Source organism: Paraburkholderia sp. BL27I4N3 (assembly GCF_003386115.1).
GTDB lineage: Bacteria > Pseudomonadota > Gammaproteobacteria > Burkholderiales > Burkholderiaceae > Paraburkholderia.
The window spans coordinates 5,420,615-5,442,005 of sequence record NZ_QREJ01000001.1 but is presented as its reverse complement, the minus strand read 5'-3'; the positions used below and the strand labels follow the sequence as shown (position 1 = coordinate 5,442,005).

20 protein-coding genes are annotated in these 21,391 nt (G+C 63.5%); 13 read left to right on the top strand and 7 right to left on the bottom strand.

Going from position 1 to position 21,391, the window contains the following annotated elements; all coding sequences use genetic code 11:
* Positions 1–210 precede the first annotated feature (210 nt).
* The 3 genes from B0G71_RS24780 (at position 211) to B0G71_RS24770 (ending at position 3,715) form a co-directional block, all read left to right on the top strand.
* Positions 211–1,365: a ligase-associated DNA damage response exonuclease gene (locus B0G71_RS24780; protein WP_116144955.1), complete on the top strand. Its 1,155-nt coding sequence runs from the start codon at positions 211–213 to the stop codon at positions 1,363–1,365.
* Positions 1,362–3,038, top strand: coding sequence for an ATP-dependent DNA ligase (locus B0G71_RS24775; protein WP_116144953.1), 1,677 nt, complete (start codon positions 1,362–1,364; stop codon positions 3,036–3,038). The genes B0G71_RS24780 and B0G71_RS24775 overlap by 4 nt, the downstream gene beginning before the upstream one ends.
* A gap of 218 nt (positions 3,039–3,256) precedes the next feature.
* Positions 3,257–3,715 (top strand): response regulator, encoded by a 459-nt coding sequence (locus B0G71_RS24770; RefSeq protein ID WP_404935485.1) that lies wholly within the window; start codon positions 3,257–3,259, stop codon positions 3,713–3,715.
* A 72-nt stretch (positions 3,716–3,787) separates the two neighbouring features.
* Here the strand turns inward: B0G71_RS24770 and B0G71_RS24765 are convergent, their stop codons facing one another.
* The gene (locus B0G71_RS24765) at positions 3,788–4,192 is read right to left on the bottom strand and encodes a PRC-barrel domain-containing protein (protein WP_181196487.1); all 405 of its coding nucleotides are present in this window, start codon (positions 4,190–4,192) and stop codon (positions 3,788–3,790) included.
* Positions 4,193–4,451: 259 nt separating this feature from the next.
* On the opposite strand from B0G71_RS24765, the gene glgX reads away from it, so the two are divergent.
* The 3 genes from glgX to B0G71_RS24750 all read left to right on the top strand — a co-directional run bounded on the left by glgX (position 4,452) and on the right by B0G71_RS24750 (position 9,175).
* Complete coding sequence (glgX, locus tag B0G71_RS24760) at positions 4,452–6,668, top strand: glycogen debranching protein GlgX (protein WP_116144949.1); 2,217 nt, start codon at positions 4,452–4,454, stop codon at positions 6,666–6,668.
* A 149-nt stretch (positions 6,669–6,817) separates the two neighbouring features.
* On the top strand, positions 6,818–6,997 hold the full coding sequence (locus tag B0G71_RS24755; protein WP_116144947.1) for a DUF2934 domain-containing protein: 180 nt from the start codon (positions 6,818–6,820) through the stop codon (positions 6,995–6,997).
* A 147-nt stretch (positions 6,998–7,144) separates the two neighbouring features.
* Positions 7,145–9,175 carry an AI-2E family transporter gene (locus B0G71_RS24750; protein ID WP_116144945.1) on the top strand — a complete coding sequence of 677 codons (2,031 nt, stop codon included), beginning with the start codon at positions 7,145–7,147 and terminating at the stop codon, positions 9,173–9,175.
* A 145-nt stretch (positions 9,176–9,320) separates the two neighbouring features.
* Here the strand turns inward: B0G71_RS24750 and B0G71_RS24745 are convergent, their stop codons facing one another.
* Both B0G71_RS24745 and B0G71_RS24740 read right to left on the bottom strand, forming a co-directional pair.
* Entirely contained in the window at positions 9,321–9,503 is a 183-nt protein-coding gene (locus tag B0G71_RS24745; protein WP_116144943.1) for a hypothetical protein, read from the bottom strand.
* 28 nt (positions 9,504–9,531) lie between these two features.
* The gene (locus tag B0G71_RS24740) at positions 9,532–11,097 is read right to left on the bottom strand and encodes an FAD-dependent oxidoreductase (RefSeq protein ID WP_116148855.1); all 1,566 of its coding nucleotides are present in this window, start codon (positions 11,095–11,097) and stop codon (positions 9,532–9,534) included.
* Between the two features lie 300 nt (positions 11,098–11,397).
* Here B0G71_RS24740 and B0G71_RS24735 point away from each other — a divergent pair, with 300 nt between their 5' ends.
* From B0G71_RS24735 to B0G71_RS24725, 3 genes are all read left to right on the top strand, one after another.
* Positions 11,398–13,551: a hybrid sensor histidine kinase/response regulator gene (locus B0G71_RS24735; protein ID WP_181916931.1), complete on the top strand. Its 2,154-nt coding sequence runs from the start codon at positions 11,398–11,400 to the stop codon at positions 13,549–13,551.
* Positions 13,552–13,693: 142 nt separating this feature from the next.
* Positions 13,694–13,990, top strand: a complete 297-nt coding sequence (locus B0G71_RS24730; protein WP_116144939.1) for a hypothetical protein — start codon at positions 13,694–13,696, stop codon at positions 13,988–13,990.
* Positions 13,991–14,126: 136 nt separating this feature from the next.
* Positions 14,127–15,149, top strand: coding sequence for an alpha/beta hydrolase (locus tag B0G71_RS24725; RefSeq protein ID WP_116144937.1), 1,023 nt, complete (start codon positions 14,127–14,129; stop codon positions 15,147–15,149).
* A 16-nt stretch (positions 15,150–15,165) separates the two neighbouring features.
* Here the strand turns inward: B0G71_RS24725 and B0G71_RS24720 are convergent, their stop codons facing one another.
* On the bottom strand, positions 15,166–15,585 hold the full coding sequence (locus tag B0G71_RS24720) for a secondary thiamine-phosphate synthase enzyme YjbQ (RefSeq protein WP_116144935.1): 420 nt from the start codon (positions 15,583–15,585) through the stop codon (positions 15,166–15,168).
* A 57-nt stretch (positions 15,586–15,642) separates the two neighbouring features.
* Positions 15,643–15,963: a thioredoxin family protein gene (locus B0G71_RS24715; protein ID WP_116144933.1), complete on the bottom strand. Its 321-nt coding sequence runs from the start codon at positions 15,961–15,963 to the stop codon at positions 15,643–15,645.
* A gap of 257 nt (positions 15,964–16,220) precedes the next feature.
* Here B0G71_RS24715 and B0G71_RS24710 point away from each other — a divergent pair, with 257 nt between their 5' ends.
* From B0G71_RS24710 to B0G71_RS24695, 4 genes are all read left to right on the top strand, one after another.
* Entirely contained in the window at positions 16,221–16,517 is a 297-nt protein-coding gene (locus B0G71_RS24710) for a DUF2628 domain-containing protein (RefSeq protein WP_106278068.1), read from the top strand.
* 186 nt (positions 16,518–16,703) lie between these two features.
* Positions 16,704–18,044: a sugar efflux transporter gene (locus B0G71_RS24705; RefSeq protein WP_116144931.1), complete on the top strand. Its 1,341-nt coding sequence runs from the start codon at positions 16,704–16,706 to the stop codon at positions 18,042–18,044.
* Positions 18,045–18,354: 310 nt separating this feature from the next.
* Complete coding sequence (gene gnd / locus B0G71_RS24700; protein ID WP_116144929.1) at positions 18,355–19,416, top strand: phosphogluconate dehydrogenase (NAD(+)-dependent, decarboxylating); 1,062 nt, start codon at positions 18,355–18,357, stop codon at positions 19,414–19,416.
* Positions 19,417–19,431: 15 nt separating this feature from the next.
* A complete protein-coding gene (locus tag B0G71_RS24695; protein ID WP_106278062.1) occupies positions 19,432–20,124 on the top strand; it encodes an HAD family hydrolase in 693 nt (230 codons plus the stop codon).
* A gap of 82 nt (positions 20,125–20,206) precedes the next feature.
* Here B0G71_RS24695 and B0G71_RS24690 read toward each other — a convergent pair whose 3' ends face one another.
* Both B0G71_RS24690 and B0G71_RS42080 read right to left on the bottom strand, forming a co-directional pair.
* Positions 20,207–20,743, bottom strand: coding sequence for an ankyrin repeat domain-containing protein (locus B0G71_RS24690; RefSeq protein ID WP_116144927.1), 537 nt, complete (start codon positions 20,741–20,743; stop codon positions 20,207–20,209).
* 124 nt (positions 20,744–20,867) lie between these two features.
* On the bottom strand, positions 20,868–20,993 hold the full coding sequence (locus B0G71_RS42080; protein WP_258875658.1) for a hypothetical protein: 126 nt from the start codon (positions 20,991–20,993) through the stop codon (positions 20,868–20,870).
* Positions 20,994–21,391 lie beyond the last annotated feature (398 nt).

The following is a 21,391-nucleotide window of genomic DNA, read 5'->3' as shown; positions in this document are numbered from 1 at the left end:
GCGTGGCTGACCTGCCGGAATGCGGGCTTTGCCGATGCGCGTACCTTGTTGCTCCTGCATACTCAAGCAAGAATGCAGCCACGCTGACATTGCCGCTTCTTTTCGGCGTTTCGGTTCAATAGCACACGCCGGGAATGCAGTTTGCTTGGCCGATGTTTCGAGCTTGCATCGACCTGCTGCAACGTGCCCGCTTTTCCACTGGAAACCCCATTGACTATAGCCTCTGACGAAGCAGACCTCGCGGACCTCGTGGTGGCACGGCCAGAGGGATTGTATTGTCCGCCTGGCGACTTCTATATCGACCCGTGGCGTCCCGTAGACCGGGCGGTGATCACGCACGCGCATTCCGACCACGCGCGTTTCGGGCATCGGCATTACCTCGCTTCGAAAGCCGGGGCGAACGTGCTGCTGTCGCGTTTGCCCGGCATATCGCTGCAAACCCTGGGGTATGGCGAGCGCCTCGATCTTAACGGCACGACGGTGTCGCTCCATCCCGCAGGGCATGTACTCGGCTCGGCGCAAGTGCGGATCGAACATCGTGGGCGCGTGTGGGTGGCCTCGGGCGACTACAAACTCGACCCCGACCCGACCTGCGACGCCTTCGAACCGGTGCGCTGCGACACCTTCATTACCGAGTCGACCTTCGGTCTGCCGATCTACCGGTGGGACGCGCCGCAAGCGGTATTCGACGGCGTCGATTCGTGGTGGCGTCATAACGCTGCCGAAGGACGCGCGTCCGTGCTGTTCTGCTATTCGTTCGGCAAGGCGCAGCGCGTGCTCGCCAGTGTCGATGCCGGCATTGGGCCGATTTTCTGTCACGGCGCCGTGGAGCCGCTCAATCGCGCGTATCGGGACGCTGGCGTGCATTTGCCGCCTGTGCGGCCTGTCAGCGAGATACCAGTCAAGGACAAGGCGGCGTTCCGTCAGGCACTGATCGTGGCGCCGCCGTCCGCGCAAGGCAGCGCATGGCTCAAGCGCTTCGGCGACTATAGCGATGCATTTGCATCCGGCTGGATGCGTCTGCGTGGCGCGCGCCGCAGGCGCGGTGTCGACCGCGGCTTCGTGCTGTCGGATCATGCCGATTGGCCGAGCCTGCAAACAGCCATACAGGCGACGGGCGCCGAACGCGTGATTGTCACGCATGGCTCGGTCGAGCCCATGGTGCGCTGGTTGCGCGAGCAAGGCCTCGAGGCCGGCGCGTTTGAAACGCAATATGGCGACGATACAGTCGAAGCGGATGCCGCGGGTGCGGATGAAACCGCCGCGGCGCGTAGCGTGCCGCTCGAGTTCGATCAGACAGCAGCACAGCAGGCTGTCTCGGTTGATGACCAGGGCCACGCGGCCAACCCGGCGAGCCGCGCATGAAACGCTTCGCCGCTCTCTACACCGCGCTCGACGCGACCACGTCCACGCACGACAAACTCGAAGCGCTGACCAGCTACTTCGCCGTGGCCGAACCGGAAGACGCGGCGTGGGCGTCGTATTTTCTCGCCGGCGGCAAACCGCGCCAATCGGTGCCGACGCGTCTGCTCACCGAGATCGCCCGCGAACGCGCGGGTTTGCCGGCGTGGTTGTTCGAAGAGTCCTATCACGCAGTGGGCGATCTGGCCGAAACCATTGCGCATATCCTGCCGCCCGCGCAACGCAGTTCCGAACTGGGCCTCACGCAATGGATCGAGCAACGTGTGCTGACCTTGCGCGGTGTGGCGCCGGAAGAGTTGCGCACCCGTTTGATCAGCTACTGGGACGAACTCGATTGGGGCGGCCGGTTTCTGCTGACCAAACTGATTGGCGGCGGGTTTCGGGTGGGCGTTGCGCGGCAACTGGTGGTGAGGGCGCTAGCGGAAGTCGCGGGCGTCGATCATAAGCGGATCGCGCAACGCATGGTTGGTTGGACCGATTCGCAACAGAAGCCCGATGCCGCGCGCTATCTGCGTTTGATCGCGCCCGAAGCGACTGGCGACGAGATGCAGCCTGGCGAGCACCAGCAGGAGAGCGACCTCGGCCTGCCGTATCCGTTCTTTCTCGCGCATCCATTGCAAGCCGATCCGGCAACGCTCGGCGATCCCTCGCAATGGCAGATCGAGTGGAAGTGGGACGGCATTCGCGCGCAACTCGTCAAACGCGGTGGACGTGTCTGGTTATGGTCACGCGGCGAGGATCTGATCACGGATCGCTTCCCCGAAGTGGCGGCGTTGGGCGATGCCTTGCCGGACGGTTTCGTGGTCGACGGCGAAATTCTCGCGTGGGAACCCGGCGCCCTCGCGCCATTACCGTTTGCGCGGTTGCAACCGCGCATCGCCCGTAAAACGCTGACAAAAAAAATCCTCGCCGATTCGCCGGCGACGCTGCTTGCGTACGATCTGCTCGAAGCGAACGGCCGGGACCTGCGCATGACGCCGCTCGTCGAGCGGCGCGCGCAACTGGAGGCGTTGGCTGTTTCAATCGAAGGCATACTCGCGCACGATCTGCTGCGCGTGTCGCCGCTCGTTCGTGCAGCGGACTGGCAGGCGCTTGCCGCATTGCGCGACGAGAGCCGTTCGCGTGGCGTGGAAGGGCTCATGGTCAAGCAGCGCGAATCGATGTACGGCGTGGGCCGCACCAAAGCCTCCGGTACATGGTGGAAATGGAAGATCGATCCGTATGCAGTCGATGCCGTGCTGCTCTATGCGCAACGCGGCCACGGCCGTCGCGCGAGTCTCTACACGGATTTCACATTCGCGGTATGGGACGAAGCGAACGGCGTGCGCACGTTGGTGCCCTTCGCGAAGGCTTATTCCGGTCTAACCGACGAAGAAATGCGTCAGGTCGACGCGATCGTGCGCAAGACCACGATCGAAAAGTTCGGCCCCGTGCGCAGCGTCACTCCCACGCTGGTTTTTGAAATCGGCTTCGAAGGCATTCAGGCGAGTCCACGTCATAAGTCCGGCGTGGCAGTGCGTTTTCCACGCATGTTGCGTTGGCGTACTGATAAGCACATCGACGACGCCGATACGCTCGCCATGCTGAAGGGCTTCATCGACGACCGTGCGGGATAACCCGCTGAGTACAAATCCCTAAAACGGTGCTGGGCTTTTAGTCAGCGGCATTTTATTGCCTGAGCTAAGGTGATGAGGTGAGGGCGTACGCGAACGCGACGCAACCGGAAAACCATCGTGTGGCGAACGATGAGTTTTGTCCGCGTGTCAGGAGCGAATCTTGCGAGCAGGTTTCGAATTGCCCGTGAGTGGCACACGGAAAAGCCAAGGAGAGAATGGTGACGTTCGACGACCGGATGGACGATAACGAAGACGTCGTAGTGTGGCGGCCTATCCAGTACGCAATGGCATCGCACCGGCGCGTCCTCGTGGTGGACGATTACCGGGAAGCGGCAGATGCATTGCAGATGTTGCTAGCTGCGGACGGCTTCGAGTGCCGGGCGCTCGAGGATCCGTTCGCCGTCTGCGAGATGGCCTGCGACTGGCAACCCTTTGCAGTGGTGCTGGACATCAGGATGCCGGGTCTGGATGGTCTCGAACTGGCTCGGCGTCTGCGCGCTGATCCTTCGACTTCGCATATGTTGCTGGTGGCCTGTACCGCTTCTGCCTCACGTGACGACCGCGCGCGCGCCAAAGCCGCAGGTTTCGATGCGCATTGCGCGAAACCGTTGACGCCTGAGCGCCTGCTGCGGGTGCTCGAATCAGCGGCGGCGCTGCACGCGGCGGGCCCGTCGTAGAGAGCCCATGGTTTGACACCGGTCTGCATGGTCGAGACCTTGCAGACCGGTCATCGAAATGAAAACCCTCTCTCAATCCGGCGCGTACTTGAATTCAGGTAGCGCCTCGAGCGATTTCTTGGTGGCTTCTGGCAGCACCACCCGGCGGTTGTTGATCTGTAAGTCGTTAAACGGCACGGCGACCAGATGTTTGCCCATGCCCAGGAATCCCCCTACCGACAGAATGGCGTAGGTGCTGCGATCGCCGCTCGGCGAGACGATCAGATCGTCCAGCGTGCCGATCGTGTCCTTCGTTTTGTTGTAAACATCAGCGCCACTCAGCTTCGACGCGCGGTAGCCGCTGGCGAGTTGCACCACATCCGTACGTCTTTCGGTGATGGCCTGCGGCGCGCCCTGAGCGTACGCGTTGCCGTACGACGCCAGCGTGGCGAGAAGCAGGGCGGTGGCGGCCAGCGGTTTGATCTGTATTCGTTGCATGATGATTTCTCCCTGATGGCATATGCGGCGCTTCTCATGCCGCCGCTTCACTGAATCAGCTTTCACCCTGCTGCTGCAAGAGTTGTGCCGCGCCGCGCACGCAGCCACGTCAAACCTTTCAGGTCTGGAATTTGCTAGATCAGCGGGCTGCTGTTCGAAGCTCCGATCGCGCATTCATGTCGCCGGAGACGCCTGCATCGACTGAATCACGCTTGCACTAAATACGCGCGCCCGCGCCTTTAGCTTCCACAGGAACCCTATGTCATCCCAGACCAATTACTCGACGCGCATCTCGGAAGGCACGCCTTTTCCGCTTGGCGCGACATGGAACGGAAGCGGTGTCAATTTCGCGCTGTTCTCGGCGCACGCCACCAAGGTCGAACTATGTCTGTTCGATGAAACCGGCGAAAACGAAATCGAACGCATCGAATTGCCGGAATACACTGACGAGGTGTGGCACGTGTTCGTGCCGAACCTCAAACCGGGCGCGGTTTACGGCTATCGCGTGCACGGCCCTTATGAACCGGAGAAGGGCCATCGTTTCAACCCGAACAAGCTCTTGCTCGACCCCTATGCAAAGGCGCATATCGGCGAGCTCAAATGGGCGCCGGAAATCTTCGGCTATACGCTGGATTCCGAACAGGGCGACCTGTCTTTCGACGAGCGCGACAGCGCGCCCTTCGTGCCCAAGTGCAAGGTGGTCGATGCCAACTTTTCGTGGAGTCATCCTGATCGGAACGCGTTGCCGTGGGAGCGCGTGATTTTTTACGAAGCCCATGTGCGGGGATTTACCAAACGGCATCCAGAAGTACCGGAAAATCTGCGCGGCACGTTCGCCGGACTCGGACAGCAGGTCGTGCTCGACTACATCAGGAACCTCGGTGTGACGTCGGTCGAACTGATGCCAGTCCAGACCTTTGTTAACGACAGTTATCTGCTGGAGAAGGGCCTCACCAATTACTGGGGTTACAACACAATAGGTTTCTTCGCGGCCGACCCACGTTTCTTCGCGTCATCGACTGATTCGGTGGGCGAGTTCAAGGAAATGGTGGACCGCTTTCACAACAACAATCTCGAAGTCATTCTCGACGTGGTCTACAACCACACCGCGGAAGGCAACGAGCGTGGCCCGACGCTCTCGTTCAAGGGCATCGACAACGCATCGTACTACCGCCTGATGCCCGACGAGCCGCGCTATTACATCAACGATACCGGGACCGGCAACACGCTGAATCTGTCGCACCCGCGCGTGCTGCAGATGGTGACCGACAGCCTGCGCTACTGGGTGACGGAAATGAAGGTGGACGGTTTCCGTTTCGATCTCGCCACGATTCTTGGCCGCGAACAGCACGGCTTCGACGAAGGCGGCGGTTTCCTCGACAGTTGCCGGCAGGACCCGGTGCTCTCGAGCGTGCGGCTGATTGCCGAGCCGTGGGACTGCGGCCCGGGCGGCTATCAGGTCGGTGGCTTTCCGCCCGGCTGGGCCGAATGGAACGACCGCTTTCGCGACACGGTGCGCGAATACTGGAAGGGCGACGAAGGCAAGGTGCCCGATCTCGCCACGCGTCTCACCGGCTCGGGCGACAAGTTCAATCATCGCGGCCGCCGCCCGTGGGCCAGCGTGAACTTCATTGCCGCGCACGACGGCTTCACGCTGAACGATCTGGTCTCGTACAACGACAAACACAACGAAGCCAACGGCGAGGACAACAAGGACGGCCACTCCGACAACAAGTCCTGGAACATGGGCGTGGAAGGTCCGACCGACGACCCGGACATTCGTCAACAGCGCGAGCGCCAGAAACGCAATCTGCTGGCCACGTTACTGCTTTCGCAGGGCACGCCGATGATACTTGCGGGCGATGAATTCGGCCGCACGCAGCAGGGCAACAACAACGCCTATTGCCAGGACAACGAGATCAGTTGGGTGAATTGGGACGCCATCGACGACGACGGCCGCGCGCTCATCGAGTTCGTCAAGAATCTGACCACGTTGCGCCACCGTCTGCCGGTTTTGCGGCGCGGCCGCTTTATCATCGGTGAATATAACGAGGCGCTGGACGTGACCGACGCGCGTTGGCTCTCGCCCGATGGCACGGATCTCTCGCAGGAACAATGGGACGATCCGTCGATGCGCTGCTTCGGCCTCGTGATAGACGGCCGTGCGCAGGCGAGCGGCATTCGCCGTCCGGCTTCGGACGCGACCTTGCTGCTGGTGCTGAACGCCCACCACGATGTCGTCAACTTTACGCTGCCCGACATTCCCGACGGCGATCAGTGGACCTGCCTGCTCGATACCAACATGCCGGTGCGTTCAGAATTGCCGCTGTTCAGCACCGGCGACGCGTATCAGGTGACGGGACGCTCACTCCTGCTGTTCGCACTCGACACACCGAACCGCGCGACGCAGCGTGTATTCGACCGCCTCGAAGAGCAACTTACCACTGACGAAAGCGAACCCGCCGCGGGAGCTTGACGCAATAAGGCCTGAAATGCTGTCGAGCTTGCGCTGCCGGGTATAGCGCTTGCTCGATTGCAAGGGACTGCGCGCATGCCGCTGCTGAGCGGCGGGTTGCGTGCAGCGCAGCCGATATCGGCCCACGTCAGGTCAACCGAGGTGATCAAATGGAACAGGAACAAACCTCTCAAGAGGAACAGATTCGCACACGCGCTTATTACCTGTGGGAGCAGGCTGAAGAACCGAAAGGCACGCCTGACGAGTATTGGGACCAGGCACGCGCCGACATCGAGAGGGAAGCACCGCCGGTGGAGAGTGGGCCGGTCTCTGGCGAGCCTTCGAAGTAAATGAGCTATCGCGACGGGACAAAGATTGAACGCATAAGCGAGGCGCGACATGGCGTCGGCACGTCGGCAGCATCGACGTGCGCAACGCGCCTCGTCGGTCTCGCCTGAAGGAATGCGAACTGAGCAGAACCGGACAGACTGGCGCACATGAAGGACATCCCTGAACCGCGCGGCGTGAGGCCGGCCATTCACATTCGCGCGCCCGCCACGGCCTTTGGCCTCGACAGCCTGATCTCACTCGCGGTGGGCATCACCGTGGTCGCCTGCCTGTATTTCGCGAGTGCCGTGCTAATTCCGATCACGCTTGCGATTCTGCTCAGCTTTCTGGTCGCGCCGCTCGCCAACGCGTTGATGCGTTTGCGGCTCGGGCATGTGGCGTCCGTGTTCGCCGCCGTGGTGATCTCGGTGTCGGTGATCGGCCTGCTCGGTGCGGTGATCGCCACGCAACTGACCGATCTGGCGGCCGGCCTGCCACGTTACCAAGCGACCATCGAGCAGAAGATGGAAACGGTGCACAGCCTGACCGTCGGCAAACTGAACGGGTTTGCAAGCGCCGCCGGCCAGGCGCTGCAACGCGCGACGGTCGAGCCGCCGCAGATCGCGCCGCGGCCTGGCCCGGTGTCGCGCGGCACTGCGCATTCGACATCCGGCGAACCCGCCGCCGTGCCGGTCGAAGTGCGCGAGCCGGTGCCGACGCCGTTTGAACTCGCGAGACGCGTGTTGTCGCCGGCAATCAGTCCGCTCGAAACGGCCTTTATCGTTTTTGTGGTGATGGTGGTGATCCTGCTGCAACGCGACGATTTGCGCGACCGCGCAATCCGTTTGTTCGGCTCGCGCGACCTGCACCGCACCACCACGGTCATGGACGAAGCCGCGCGGCGTTTGAGCCGCTACTTCGTTTCGCAACTCGGCCTGAATGCGGGCGTCGGCGTGATCATCGGCACGGGGCTGTTCATGATCGGTGTGCCGAGTCCGATTCTGTGGGGCATTCTCGCGGCGCTGCTGCGGCTCGTGCCGTACGTCGGCATCTGGATCTCGGCGACGCTGGCCACCGCGCTCGCCGCCGCCGTGAGTCCAGGCTGGACGATGGCGATCTGCTCGATGGCGCTGTTCGTCAGCGTGGAAGTGCTGGTGGGTCAAATCGTCGAGCCGCTGCTGTATGGACGCAGCACCGGCCTTTCGCCGTTTTCGGTCGTGGTGGCCGCGATTTTCTGGAGCTGGATCTGGGGGCCGATAGGCTTGATTCTGTCGACGCCGTTGACGCTTTGCCTGCTGGTGCTCGGCCGGCATGTGCGGCGCCTGGAATTTCTCGACGTGCTGTTGGGCGACCAGCCGGCGTTGACGCCGGTCGAAAACTTTTATCAGCGTGCGTTGGCCGGCGACCCGGACGAAGCGATCGAACAAGCGGAACTGCTGCTGCGCGAGCGCTCCCTGTCGGCGTACTACGACGAGGTCGCGATCAAGGGCCTGCAACTCGCGGCCAACGATGTCATGCGCGGCAGCGTCACGGCGACGCAGCTTGCACGCATCGAGGCGACGACGAACGACCTCGTGGACGGCCTCGACAGTTATGACGACAGCCAGCCGGCTACCTCCGCCACGGGCGAAATCTGGAGCGCGGTGGGGCCGCTGGCGCCTTCAGCTTCCGGCGCCTCCAATGATGCACAAGCTGAAGCGGCGAATCCGCGGCGCGTTACGCCAGGCAATTCGGGAGAAGCCGGCACGAACCAGACCTCGCTCGCCGCGAGCAGCCGCGTGCTGTGCATTCCCGGACGCGGCCCGCTCGACGCATTGGCGACAACGATCCTGCTGCAGTTGCTGGGCAAGCATGGGTTCACCTCGCGTGCGTTGCCGCATGAGGCCGCATCGCGCGCGTCGATCGATCAGCTCGACGCGGACGATGTCGGCATCGTCTGCATTCTCTACTTGCAGATCGACGGCATTCCGTCGCACTTGCGCTATCTGGTCAGGCGCATTCGCGCACGCTTGCCGAACGTGTCGATCGTGGTCGGATTGTGGACGGCGGAAGATACGGAGAAGTGGAGCGCGGACCTGCAAAGCGCAATCGGAGCGGAGTGTTATGCAAGCTCGCTGCAGGAAATTCTCACGGCTTGCAGGCGTGTCGAGACGGCGAGAAGCCGGACCGAGGAAGAACTATCCGTCGCGGTCAATGGTTGACTCGCCACGATGCCATTGACAGTGGTTCTCTTTGCGCGGCAATGCTATTGCAGGGCGTCTGAACGGTGCGATACCTCATTAGAAAAACCGCCCGCCGGCAATCCGGCTGGGCGGTTCATCTCCGCTTGGCGCGGCTTGGCGCGGCCTAGTGTGCAGCCGGCTTTTTTGCGTCCGATTTGTCTTTCGTAGCGGCGTCCTTGTCGGGAACGATCTTCGTCGTGCCGCCGGTGGAAGGCGGATCGCTCGCGGGGAAGCTGTCTTCGACCTGCTTGTCAATCTGCTTCTCGCTCTTGTTCGAGTGCGGGTGCTTTTCCTTGTGTTCTGTCATCGCGTTTCTCCTTCAGGTTACCGGTTATTCATTTCGTGACACATGAAGCGCCGCCGACAATCGCCAACGCTTCCGCGCGCGACACGCCGCCTCTCATCGCATCGATCAGCCGCGCGGTCTGCGCTTCGCGTTCGCAGGCGAGCACGGCGACCACCTTGTCGTTCTTCACATACAGCGAGACGAATTGCTGGCGATCGAGGTCGCCATCGGTCACGATCTCGTCCCACTCGCTCGCATGGCCGAGATACTCGAAGTTCTTGCCGAAGTGATAGGTCCAGAAATACGGCACACCGACATAGCGATGACGCGCGCCGCACATGTTTTGCGCGGCGATGCGCGCATGCTGCTGCGCGACGCGCCAATGTTCGATACGCACCGGTTCCTGATCTTCATGCAAAGGAAACACGGCGATATCGCCTGCCGCGTAGAGACCGCACGCGGCCTGCATGCCCGCGTTGACGAGCACGCCGCCGTCTTTCTGCAGGGGCAAGCCTTCGACAAGACCTGTGGCCGGCGTAACGCCCGTGCCCAACAGCACGATGTCGGCGGCGACATGCTCGCCGTTTTCGAGCATCACCTGATGCACGTTGCCTTCTTCGCCTTCGAGCGAAGCGACCTTTGCTTCGAGATGGAACACCACGCCGTTGCGCTCATGAAGCGCGCGGAACATCGCCCCCGCGCGCTCGCCAAACTGCCTGGCGAACGGCACTTTCTCGGGCGATATGACGGTCACCGGCGTGCCGCGTTTGCGCAGCGCGGAAGCCGTTTCGAGTCCGATGAAGCTGCTGCCCAGAATGACCACCTGGGTCTGGGCGGCATCGTCGCCGACGGCGTCGACGAGCGCGGCTGCATCGTCGAGACTGCGCAGCACGTGTACGCCGCCGAGCTCCACACCGGGAATGTGGGGAAGCTTCGGCACGCTGCCGGTCGCAAGCAAGGCCGTGTCGTAAGTCAGGGGGGCGCCGCTTTCGAAATGTATCGTGCGGGCGGGCACATCGAGCCGCGCAACCTTCTGGACGATCCGTTCGACGTCGTGCCGCTCGAGCCAGTCCGGCGCCAGAAGCGGCGGTACATCCGTGGGCGCCATTGCACCGGACGGCACGAATTTGCTTAGCGAAGTGCGGTCGTAGGGCGCATGCGCTTCATAGCCTACGAGCGTGATGCGGCCACCAAAGCCACACTCGCGCAGAGCCGCGCAAGCGGCGGCGCCTGCCGCGCCCGCGCCGATCACCACGTAATGCGGTTGCTTGTCGCTGGCATTGCGCACCGGCTGCGGGATTTTTTCCGGCGTGACCATCACGTCGTCGCCCGCGACCACCACGGGATAGCGATCGAGCGCGACCAGCGCGGGCGGTTCGAGCACATTGCCGGTGGCGACGTCGAACGTCCCCTTGTGCCACGGACAGATGATCCGGCCGTCGCAGAGCGCGCCTTCTTCGAGTGGGCCGCCGGCGTGCGGGCAATCGGCGGAATAGGCGTGCACGGTATCGCCGTCGCGCACCAGCAGAATCTTTTCGTCGTTCACCACGACACGTTCAGCGCGGTCGGTTCGCAATTGCGAGAGCTGAGCGACGCATAGAGGTGTCGTAGGCATGGCCGATTCCTCGCGGACGATGGAATAAGAAAACACAGCGTAGAACAGTGCAAGCCGTGCAACGCGCAGGATCACGCCGCGATGCGGCACGCCTTGCAGTTCGCCGAACTCTTACGCAGGAGCAATCCATATGCCTGGCCGGACGCGCCGGTTCAAGCGCGCCCTTGCTCGGCCGCCGCACTATGGAGAACCGCCGAAGTGCGGTAAATTCGGGGAAAAGGAAATAGCGCGCGAACATGCGGCGAGCGTGCCGTGCCATGGCGTCCCTGACCTGTGTTGAACCTTATGGAGATCGTGACCGTGCAGCGTGCGGAACGTGCAGCAGTCGATTTCCCCATGCCGTCGCGCAATTTCGCGGCAACGCGGCGCATGCTGCTGATCGTCCTGGCCGTTTCGATTGTGTTTCCGCTGATCTGCCTCGCGGGCTACGGCTACTTCGATTACCAGCGCCGGATCGCCGATTCGAACGACATGATCGACCGGCTCGCGCGCGTCGCGGAGGAACAGGCCGTCAAGGTGCTGGACCTGAACCAGCAGATGTCCTCGCGCATCGTCGAACTGCTCGGCAACGACGACGACGCGCAAATCCGCGCGCGCGAAGCGATGCTGCACGACCGTCTGCGTGGAATCGGCGGCGACTTCCCGCAGGTCTCGTCTATCTATCTGCTCGGCGCAAAGGGCGACCTGCTGGTGTCGAGCCGCGCGTTTCCCGCGCCGGCCCTGTCGATTGCCCAGCGCGAAGACTTCACCAGCGCGAAAGCGATGCGCCCGCAGCCGTATTTTTCGCTGCCGATGTTCGGCCCACTCTCGCAGACCAATGTGTTCACCACCGCGACGGGCCGCTCCGACGCCCACGGCCAGTTTCTCGGCGTGGTCTCGGTGGCGTTGCGCAACGAATACTTCTCGCGCTTCTATCGTGAACTGACCAACGGCGACGCGTCGCTGGCGCTCGGCCTGTATCGGCAGGACGGCAACCTGCTGGTGCGCTATCCGCCGCGGCCGGCGGGCGCGACACCCAGCCCGCGGAGCAAATTCACGCAGGCGTTGCGAGACAAACAACTGTCCGGCCACGTCCGTCTGAATTCCAGCGTGGATGGCGTGGAGCGTCTGCTGGCGTTTCGCCGTGTCGGCGACTATCCGCTCTATGTGATGAGCGCCTATGCCACTTCGTCGATCGGCGAAGCATGGCGGCGGCACTTCGCCATGATCGCGGCATTGACAGCGCTGCCTTGCCTCGCCATCTGGCTGCTGGTGGTCTACTCGCTGCGTCAGCTTGAAGGCGAGCGCCGCGCGTGGGAGCGCTGGCAGGGCGAAGTGGCGATGCGTCTGTCCGCCGAAGCCTCGAGCCGGCAACTGCAGCGCATGGGCGCGCTCGGCAAACTCGTCGCCAACGTCGCGCACGATTTCAACAATCTGCTGATGGTCGTTTCCGCCAACACGGAGCTCGCGCGGCTCAAGCGCTTCAACAACGTCGAGAAAGAAGTGCTTGCGGTGGAGCGCGCCACCGCCACCGCCGAATCGCTCACTCGGCGCCTTTTGAGCGTGGCGCGCAAGCAGCCGCTCAAACAGCGGCCGCTCGACCTCGCCACGTGGCTGCCCGCCGCCGTGCCACTGATCGACGCCGCGCTCGGCGATAAGGTGGAACTGGCCTTGAACATGGTCGATCACGTCTGGCAGGTGCTGGCCGATCCGACCGATCTCGAATTCGCGATCATGAACCTGGCCGTCAACGCGCGCGATGCGATGCCGCGCGGCGGACGCTTCGTGATTCGTTGCCAGAACAACCGGCTGGTCGCAAGCGATACCTTGCTGCCCGACGGCGAATACGTGCTGATTGCCTGTTCCGACGACGGCGAGGGCATGCCCGAAGCCGTCGCGCGGCGCGCCTTCGAGCCGCTCTTCACCACCAGGCTGCACGGTTCGGGCACGGGCCTCGGCCTCGCACAGGTGCTTTCCATGTGCGAGCAGGCGGGCGGTACGGCGAAGATCGACAGTGTGCCGGGCAGCGGCACAACGGTGCGGCTGTATTTGCCGCGCTATCGCGAACGCCAGAAGGCGGCGACGGTGCAGAGTGGGACAGTCCCAGCGCCGGTGCCGGCGCCGAGCGGCGTCGTGCTGCTGGTCGAAGACAACGAAGATGTCGCGGCAGGCGTGGCGGCGGTCTTGGAGACCTTCGGTTGCGAGGTGCGCCATGAAGCTACCGCCGACCAGGCGCTCGATGTCCTCACAGGCGGCGCACGCTTCGAACTCGTGCTGTCCGACATCCAGATGCCGGGCAAGCTCAACGGCATCGACCTCGCCGAGAAGGTGCGCAGCGCGTGGCCGTCGCAGAAGATCGCGCTGATGACCGGCTACGCCGACGAACTAGAACGTGCACGGCGGCTCGGCGTCGCAATACTCGCCAAGCCGTTCAACATCGACGAATTGCACGCGCTGGTGGCGTGTGAACCATAGGCCCGCTATCGGCGGCACCCGGAATGGGATGTTCGAAGTGCTCCATGACTCGCGGCACACCCATTGCTGAGTGAAAGACGAGGTATGCGCATCTGGTCGAACCGGCTAGCGCAACCCGCTTCTTTTCGCACAGGAGAAAGTCATGAACCTCGTCAACAAGACTCGCAGCGCAATCCTTGTCTCGGCCTTGCTCGCCGCTTCCTCGATCGCGATGGCCCAGGGCAGCGGAGGCGGCGGAGGCGGTCCGGCAGGCAACGACCCGAGCGCGGGCACCAACGCAGGCGCGACGCGTGAAGGCGGCGACATGCAGGCATCGGGCGCGATGGCGCATTCGAAGTTGACTAAAAAGCATCACATGAAGTCGTCGAAGACGAAGCCGGCAACCGATTCGACCAATATGCCGGGCGCAGACGCGAGCAGCGATACAAAGGGGCAGTAGCGCAGCCACAGCCCGAATTGCACTTCGTCCATAGGTATAGCGCTTGCTGAAATCGACCGCATGCACGGTTGTCGAGCGCCGGTCCTGAAAGCCTCCGATGAGTCCGTGCCCCTTCATTTTTTGCAGGAGCATGGACATGACACTCGGCGATACGATCAAAGGCATGGTCGGCATGGATCCAACGGGGCATGCCGACCCCGACATGAAGGCGGTGCTCGACGCGTTGGCGAGTCTGAACCCGAAGCCCATCGAAGAATGCACGGTGGAGGAGGCAAGGCGCCAGCCAACGCCCGCCGACGCCGTTAAAAAGCTGCTGCAGGACCCCGCGTTCAGCGCGCGGCCGGCGCTCGAACTGGAGGCGGTGCGCACCCAGGACATCATGATTCCCGGCGCGGCCGGCAGCAATCCGGCGCGGGTCTACACGCCGCAAGGCGAAGGGCCGTTCCCGCTCATTCTGTATTTTCACGGCGGCGGCTGGGTGATCGCCGACCTCGATACCTACGACGTCACGCCGCGTTCGATGGCGGCGCTCAGCCGGGCCATCGTGGTGTCCGCGCATTACCGGCAGGCGCCCGAACACCGTTTGCCCGCCGCGCATGACGACGCGTTTGCCGCGTGGCACTGGCTGATCGGGAACGCGGCGAACCTCGGTGGCGACCCCGGCAAGATCGCGATCATGGGCGAGAGCGCCGGCGCTAATCTGGCGATCAACGTGTCGATCCGCGCGCGCAACAGCGGTGTCCGCATGCCGATGCACCAGGCGCTCATCTATCCGGTGGCGAGCAACAATATCGTGTCGATCTCTTATGAAGAGAACCGCAACGCCAAACCCCTGAACAAGCCGATGATGCTGTGGTTCATGCATAACGTGATCAACAGCGAGAGCGATCTCACCAGTCCGTTGATCGACGTAGTGAGCGTGGATCTATCACGCTTGCCGCCGGCCGCGATCGTGACGGCGGGCATCGATCCGCTGCGCTCGGACGGTGAGAAGCTCGCGCAGAAACTGCACAGCGCGGGCGTGCCGGTCGAGCATCGCAATTATCGGGGCGCGACGCACGAGTTCTTCGGCATGGCGGCGGTGGTGCAGGCGGCGCGCGACGCGCAGGCCTTCGTATCGCTCGCGCAGCGTCAGGCATTCGGCAGAGCGCCGCTGTAAAGCGGTGAGCGGGTCGTCATTCGCCGATCAGATGCAGCACGATGTCACGGTGCTGCGTGTGACGGCGATGCTCGAACAGATACAAGCCTTGCCATGTGCCGAGCACCATCTGCCCGTGTTCGACCGGCACCGACAGTTGCACTTGCGTGAGCGCGGTGCGTAAATGAGCCGGCATGTCGTCCGGGCCTTCGGCGCCGTGTTCGTAGCGCTCGGCGTCTTCCGGCGCGAGGCTCGCGAAGTAGCGCTCCAGATCGCGCTGCACTGACGGGTCGGCATTCTCCTGAATCAGCAATGAGGCGGACGTATGCCGGCAAAACAGCGTCAGCAGGCCGGTGTCGATCGCCTGTGCGGCGACGAAGCGGCGCGCTTCGTCGGTGAATTCGACCAGACCGCGACTGCGGGCCTTGATGCTCAGGTGATGGATGGCTTGTCGCATGATTCGTGTCGGGTTGGGATGGCGCCGCGCATCAAGTGCGGCATGCGCCGTACGAACTCAGAGCGACGTCAGAACGTCAGCGACTGCTGCGGCGTTGACCGGGCGTACCACGCGCGCGACTTCCGCGCCGTCGCGCATCAGGATCAGCGTGGGCCAGAGTTTGACCTTGAACGAGCGGCCGAGCGGCCGGCCCGGGCCGTCCTCGATCTTCAGATGCCTGAGGCCGTCGTGCGGTTCGAGGGCCTGGGCGATCGACGCCTGCGCGCCCTGGCAGTAGCCGCACCAGTCCGTGCCGAATTCGACCAGGGTGGCACCCGGCAGGGCGTCGAGTTGGGCTCGCGAGGGGGCGTGGGAAGAATAGGCTGTCTGGGTTGCCATGCGTGCTCCGGAGCGGTTTAACCTTTACGGGCAAGGGTTTGCGCCGTCGTGGCGTCCCCTGCGGGCGGATTTGGCAAGATTAGCAGCTATGCCTGGAATCGTCAGTGAGCGCGGCCTTGCCCGAATGCACGGCGCGGCGGCTGGGGCGGGCCGGCGTGAATTTCACGCAAACTCATAGTCTTGCCGGCATGGCGTGTTAAATATTCGTCCGGGTGTCGCCGTCGTGCGGCGAATCATCGAGCTCGGAAAGGGAAGAAATGGGCGAAAAGATTTATCTGCGGTGCCCCGGCAAGGAAGAAACCGTCGCGGTGGCCACCGGGTTTAGCTGGGGCGCGTGTCTGCTGGGCTTCGTATGGGCGTTGTCGAAGAAGATGTGGTTTGCCGCTTTCATCATGCTGGCGATCAACCTGCTGCTTTTCTGCTCGGGTCTATGGGGCGAAACCGCCGACCTGATCGGACTCGTGCTGTCGGTGCTGTTCGGTATCGCGTGCGGTATGTATGGCAATCAATGGCACCGCTGGACCCTGGAGAAACGCGGTTACGTCGTGCTGTAACGCGCGCTCGGGGAATGCCCCACGTCGTCAGCCGTGCGGAAAGCTTGCGGCGTGCAATTTTGGGACGCGGTGGCGCGGGTTTACGCGCCCGCGAGCTAGGCCGATAATGCCCCGGTCGTTCCGGCCACGAAGTGTGCGGCGTGCATTGCGCGTCGCAGGCTCGCTTTCCCTGACCCACCGCCCCTCGTGTTAAAGACCTCACGTTTTTTCGATCTACTGCGCATTCCCGGCTTCAAGCCGCTCGCTGCCGCGACGCTCATGCTCGGCGTGGCGATGTCGTTCACCGCTCCGTATCTCTCCCTGTTCGGCGTCGAGCGCGCCGGCATGACGCCGTTCAGGCTCGGCGTGTTCATGACGCTGATCGCGGCGAGCGGGGTGCTCGCCAGCACCTTCGCGGGCCGCTGGAGCGACGCGAGCGGACGGCACCGGCCCTTGCTGCTGGCGGCACTGATCGCCGCGGCGCTCGGCTATCTGTGTTTATGCGTGGTGCGCGATTACCGGCTGCTGCTGGTGGTCGGGATCGTCTTTATCGGCGCGGGCGGCTCGGCCATTTCGATGGTGTTCTCCTTCAGTCGCGCCGCCTTGCCGGTGGCGGATCCGGCAGAGCGCGTCTTTGCCAGCGCGACCTTGCGGACCATTCTGTCGGCGGCGTGGGTGTTCGGGCCGTCGGTGGGCGCGCTGGTGCTCGCCGCCAGCAGCTTTTACGGACTTTTCCTGTTCGCCGCGGCCAGTTTCGGCGCCTGCGCGACGATCGTCTGGCGCATGCGGGAGCCGCAAGGCCATCTCGGCGATCACACAGTGGAGGACACCGCGTCGGAGCCGTCGGCTTCGATCACCGTGCCGCCGCTCACCACGCCCGGCGAAGACGCCCACGAGGATTTGCCGGGCGTCGCCTCGGCCAACGACATCGGCCGCGCGGTCGCCGCTCTCACCTTGCTCGGCCTTGCCGCGAACGCGACCATGATCGTGTTGCCGCTCTATATCGTGCACGGGCTGAACGGCACGCATCTGGACGTGTCGGTCATGCTCGGCCTCGGCGCCTTGATGGAGATTCCGATGATGCTCGCGCTCGGCGCGAAGTCGTCGGCGCTGCACAAGCCCAACTGGCTGGCCGCCTGCGCCGCCGTGCACGCGGTGTATTTCGTCGGCATGTCGCTGGCGGGAAGCGTCCACGTGCTGATTCCGATGCAGATGCTCAACGCCTTCGTGGTCGCCGTGACCTCGTGCCTCGGCATGACCTACGTGCAGGATCTGATGCCGCACGCACCCGGCCGCGCCACCGCGCTGTTCTTCAACGCGGCGCGTGTCGGCTCGATTCTGTCAGGCGTGTTGTCGGGTTTGCTGGTGCAGGCGTTCAGCTATCGCGGCACGTTTCTGTTCTGCGGCTTGCTGGCGCTGTGCGCGCTGGTGCTGTTCGCCGTGCCGGGCGATCGCTATCCGTTGATGTGGAAAGCCACCAGGCGTTTTGCGCGTTCGCAATATGGCAAGCTCCAGGCCAGACAGCGGCAACGGCAAAACGAACTGTAAGAAGGCAGTCGGCCGAATCGAAGCCGGTGCGCCCATGCCTGACAATCCAGTGCAACCGCAACCGCCAGGAACTTTACGCCGCGCAAAACCTCTGCAAAAGGGCGTATCGTCTTTCGATGCATGCGGCGCTGCCCGCTTCGCTGCAAGAGGGCTTCAGGGCTGCTACCGTGTGTCCGGCGCGCGCGAAAAAACACCACTACAGTGAGCGTAGCCACGCGCGACCCCCGGCGCCGCGACTGAAGCGCTCAGCGAAAACGTAGCGGAGCGGCAGTAGAACGAAGCAAATCGTCGAAGCACATCCAGCAGCGCAATGAGGCACTTTCCGGAGCGAGATATGCAGCTAGGCATGATTGGATTGGGACGCATGGGCGCCGACATGGTGCGGCGCCTGACGAAGGGCGGTCAGCAATGTATCGCCTACGACGTGCAGCCGGCGGCGGTCGAGAAGCTGAAACAGGACGGCGTGGCGGGCGCGGCATCGCTGGAAGACTTCGTCGCGCAACTCGACAAGCCGCGCGCCGTGTGGCTGATGGTGCCGGCCGCCGTGGTCGACATGACGCTGGAGAAACTCGTGCCCTTGCTGGAGCCGGGCGACATCGTGATCGACGGCGGCAACTCCTATTACCACGACGATATCCGCCGCGGCACCGAACTGGCCGAGCGCAAGCTTCACTATGTGGACGTGGGCACGAGCGGCGGCGTGGCGGGCCGCGAGCGCGGCTACTGTCTGATGATCGGCGGCGAGCCGGACATCGTGAAGCGGCTCGAACCGATTTTCGCGACGCTCGCGCCGGGTGCCGGCTCCGAGCCGGTCACGCCGGGCCGTGTCGCCGGTTCGAGCACCGCGGAGCAGGGCTTCCTGCATTGCGGGCCGCAGGGCGCGGGGCACTTCGTCAAGATGGTTCACAACGGTATCGAGTACGGCATGATGGCCGCGTATGCCGAGGGTTTGAACATTCTGCATCACGCCGACGCCGGCAAGCACGCGCGCGAGGCCGACGCCGAAACCTCGCCGCTGCGCCGCCCCGAGTTGTATCAATACGACCTGAATCTCGCCGACGTCACAGAGGTCTGGCGTCGCGGCAGCGTGATCAGTTCCTGGCTGCTCGATCTGATCGCCGGCTCGCTCGTGAGCGATGTCGATCTGAAGAACTACGCGGGACGCGTATCCGATTCGGGCGAGGGGCGCTGGACCGTGGCGGCCGCCATCGACGAGGGCGTGCCTACGCCGGTGCTGAGCGCGGCGCTGTTTGCGCGCTTCAGCTCGCGCGGCGAGGCGGATTTCGCGAACCGGGTGCTCTCGGCCATGCGCGCTGATTTCGGTGGCCACGCCGAGAAAGCGGCCGCGCCGTCCGACAAGCCGAAAACCTGATTCCACGGAGCCGAGATGCCAGCCACCACCTCTACGCCGCACGACGTCGTCTTTCTGTTCGACTGCGACAACACCTTGCTGGACAACGACCATGTGCTCGCGGATCTGCGCGCGCACATGATGCGCGAGTTCGGCGCGGAAAACAGCGCACGGTACTGGGAAATCTTCGAGAACCTGCGCGCCGAGCTCGGCTATGCCGACTACCTGGGCGCGTTGCAGCGTTATCGCTCGGAGCGTCCGCGGGACACGCGGCTGCTGTTGATGTCGTCGTTCCTGATCGAGTATCCGTTTGCGAACCGACTGTATCCGGGCGCGCTGGACGCGCTCGATCACGTGGGCAAGCGCGGCCCCACGGTGATCCTCTCCGACGGCGACGTGGTGTTCCAGCCGCGCAAGATCGCCCGCTCGGGGCTATGGGACGAGGTCGAAGGACGCGTGCTGATCTACATCCACAAAGAGCTGATGCTGGATCAGGTGATGGAGTGTTATCCCGCGCGCCACTATGTGATGGTGGACGACAAGCTGCGCATTCTCACGGCCATGAAAAAGGCCTGGGGCGCGAAGCTGACGACGGTGTTTCCCCGCCAGGGGCACTATGCGCTCGATCCGAAAGAGATCGCCAGTAATCCCCCGGCGGACGTGACGGTGGAGAGGATCGGCGAGTTGGCGGAGATCGACTTGGAATCTTTGTTGGCGGAGAAAGGCTAGCGGTTCGTGGCGCTCGCGCGTCTCCATGTGAAGGTCATGCATAGGGAGACGCGAGAGCGCCGCGCGCCAATGACGGTTCGCTTTATGAGCCGAGTTCCTTCAGCCGCGCTTGCGCATCGCCGGCGCCCATGCGGCCGGCCGCATCCATTGCCGTCACGCCGTTTGCATCGCGGGCCTTCGGGTCCGCGCCATGCGCAATCAGCAACTCCATGATCGCCGTGCGATTGAACATCGCCGCGATCATCAACGCGGTGCGTCCGTCCGGCGACGCGCCTTCCACATCCGCGCCATGCGCGAGCAAGCTTTCGATCACCTTGTCGAAGCCCTTGAAGGCCGCGCCCGCAATCGGCGTCTGTCCGTTGTCGTTACGCAGATTCGGATCGGCGCCGCGTTCGAGCAGCGTGCGCACGGCGTCCGCGTGACCGTGGTAGCTGGCGAGCATGACGAGGCTGTCGCCTTTGTCGTTGCGCAGATTCGGCGGCACGCCTTTTTCGATCACCGCCGCGAGCATGGCGGCGTCGCCCTTGCGCGCGAGGTCGAAAACCTGATGCGCCAGTTCGAGCAACTCCGGGTCGATCGGCTGGCCGGAGGGCGGGGAGGTATCGACGTGGTCCGTCAAAGGAAACTCCTTGCAATGAAGCCGGGCGCCCCGGGTCTGGGGAAGGCAGGAGACTCTGCGTGAAGGCGCCGGGAAGATTGCTCAGGATACACATTTTGCGCCGGCCACGCCCACGCGGCGGCGCTCAGGCGTGGCCGAACAGCTTGACCAGCAAGCCGAACACGCCGATCAGGATGGCGACGCCCGCGAACAGGAACACGCATGTGAGAACGAGGATCAACGGCGCTTTGAGGCGGCTGGGTGTCGTCATGATCGAGTGTTCAGGTAAGAGGCGAGCAAGGCGGGATGCGCCAGATGCGGTCCGCCGTCGCGCATGCGGCACCGGAAGCTTAACCGCATTCACTTAATATGCGCTTGAATTCTAGCGCATGCGGCATGAGGTCGACGCTTGCCACCGTCGCGAAGTCGCAGTTGGATCAAGGTTCGACGATCGAGTCGAACCATGCGGCGCGCTTCCTGTCACACTGGGGCTCGCTGAACAAGGGCGCTCAAGCCCGCCGCCAACACGGGTTGCTGCCCGTACGCTTCTCTTGTGTCGTTCGCATGACAGGACGAGCGCCGCCGCTGATTTTTTTCGCGCCTCCCTCTCACGAACCGCCGTTGCCGCATTCGCCAACCTGCCTGACAGTCCTTTTCGAGGAGTGACAC

Bases quoted from the DNA above. Each gene is read 5' to 3' on its own strand.
- B0G71_RS24775 (WP_116144953.1), top strand. From the start codon at position 1,362: ATGAAACGCTTCGCCGCTCTCTACACCGCGCTCGACGCGACCACGTCC.
- B0G71_RS24765 (WP_181196487.1), bottom strand. From the start codon at position 4,192: ATGCAACGAATACAGATCAAACCGCTGGCCGCCACCGCCCTGCTTCTC.
- glgX (WP_116144949.1), top strand. From the start codon at position 4,452: ATGTCATCCCAGACCAATTACTCGACGCGCATCTCGGAAGGCACGCCT.
- B0G71_RS24755 (WP_116144947.1), top strand. From the start codon at position 6,818: ATGGAACAGGAACAAACCTCTCAAGAGGAACAGATTCGCACACGCGCT.
- B0G71_RS24750 (WP_116144945.1), top strand. From the start codon at position 7,145: ATGAAGGACATCCCTGAACCGCGCGGCGTGAGGCCGGCCATTCACATT.
- B0G71_RS24745 (WP_116144943.1), bottom strand. From the start codon at position 9,503: ATGACAGAACACAAGGAAAAGCACCCGCACTCGAACAAGAGCGAGAAG.
- B0G71_RS24740 (WP_116148855.1), bottom strand. From the start codon at position 11,097: ATGCCTACGACACCTCTATGCGTCGCTCAGCTCTCGCAATTGCGAACC.
- B0G71_RS24730 (WP_116144939.1), top strand. From the start codon at position 13,694: ATGAACCTCGTCAACAAGACTCGCAGCGCAATCCTTGTCTCGGCCTTG.
- B0G71_RS24725 (WP_116144937.1), top strand. From the start codon at position 14,127: ATGACACTCGGCGATACGATCAAAGGCATGGTCGGCATGGATCCAACG.
- B0G71_RS24720 (WP_116144935.1), bottom strand. From the start codon at position 15,585: ATGCGACAAGCCATCCATCACCTGAGCATCAAGGCCCGCAGTCGCGGT.
- B0G71_RS24715 (WP_116144933.1), bottom strand. From the start codon at position 15,963: ATGGCAACCCAGACAGCCTATTCTTCCCACGCCCCCTCGCGAGCCCAA.
- B0G71_RS24710 (WP_106278068.1), top strand. From the start codon at position 16,221: ATGGGCGAAAAGATTTATCTGCGGTGCCCCGGCAAGGAAGAAACCGTC.
- gnd (WP_116144929.1), top strand. From the start codon at position 18,355: ATGAGGCACTTTCCGGAGCGAGATATGCAGCTAGGCATGATTGGATTG.
- B0G71_RS24695 (WP_106278062.1), top strand. From the start codon at position 19,432: ATGCCAGCCACCACCTCTACGCCGCACGACGTCGTCTTTCTGTTCGAC.
- B0G71_RS42080 (WP_258875658.1), bottom strand. From the start codon at position 20,993: ATGACGACACCCAGCCGCCTCAAAGCGCCGTTGATCCTCGTTCTCACA.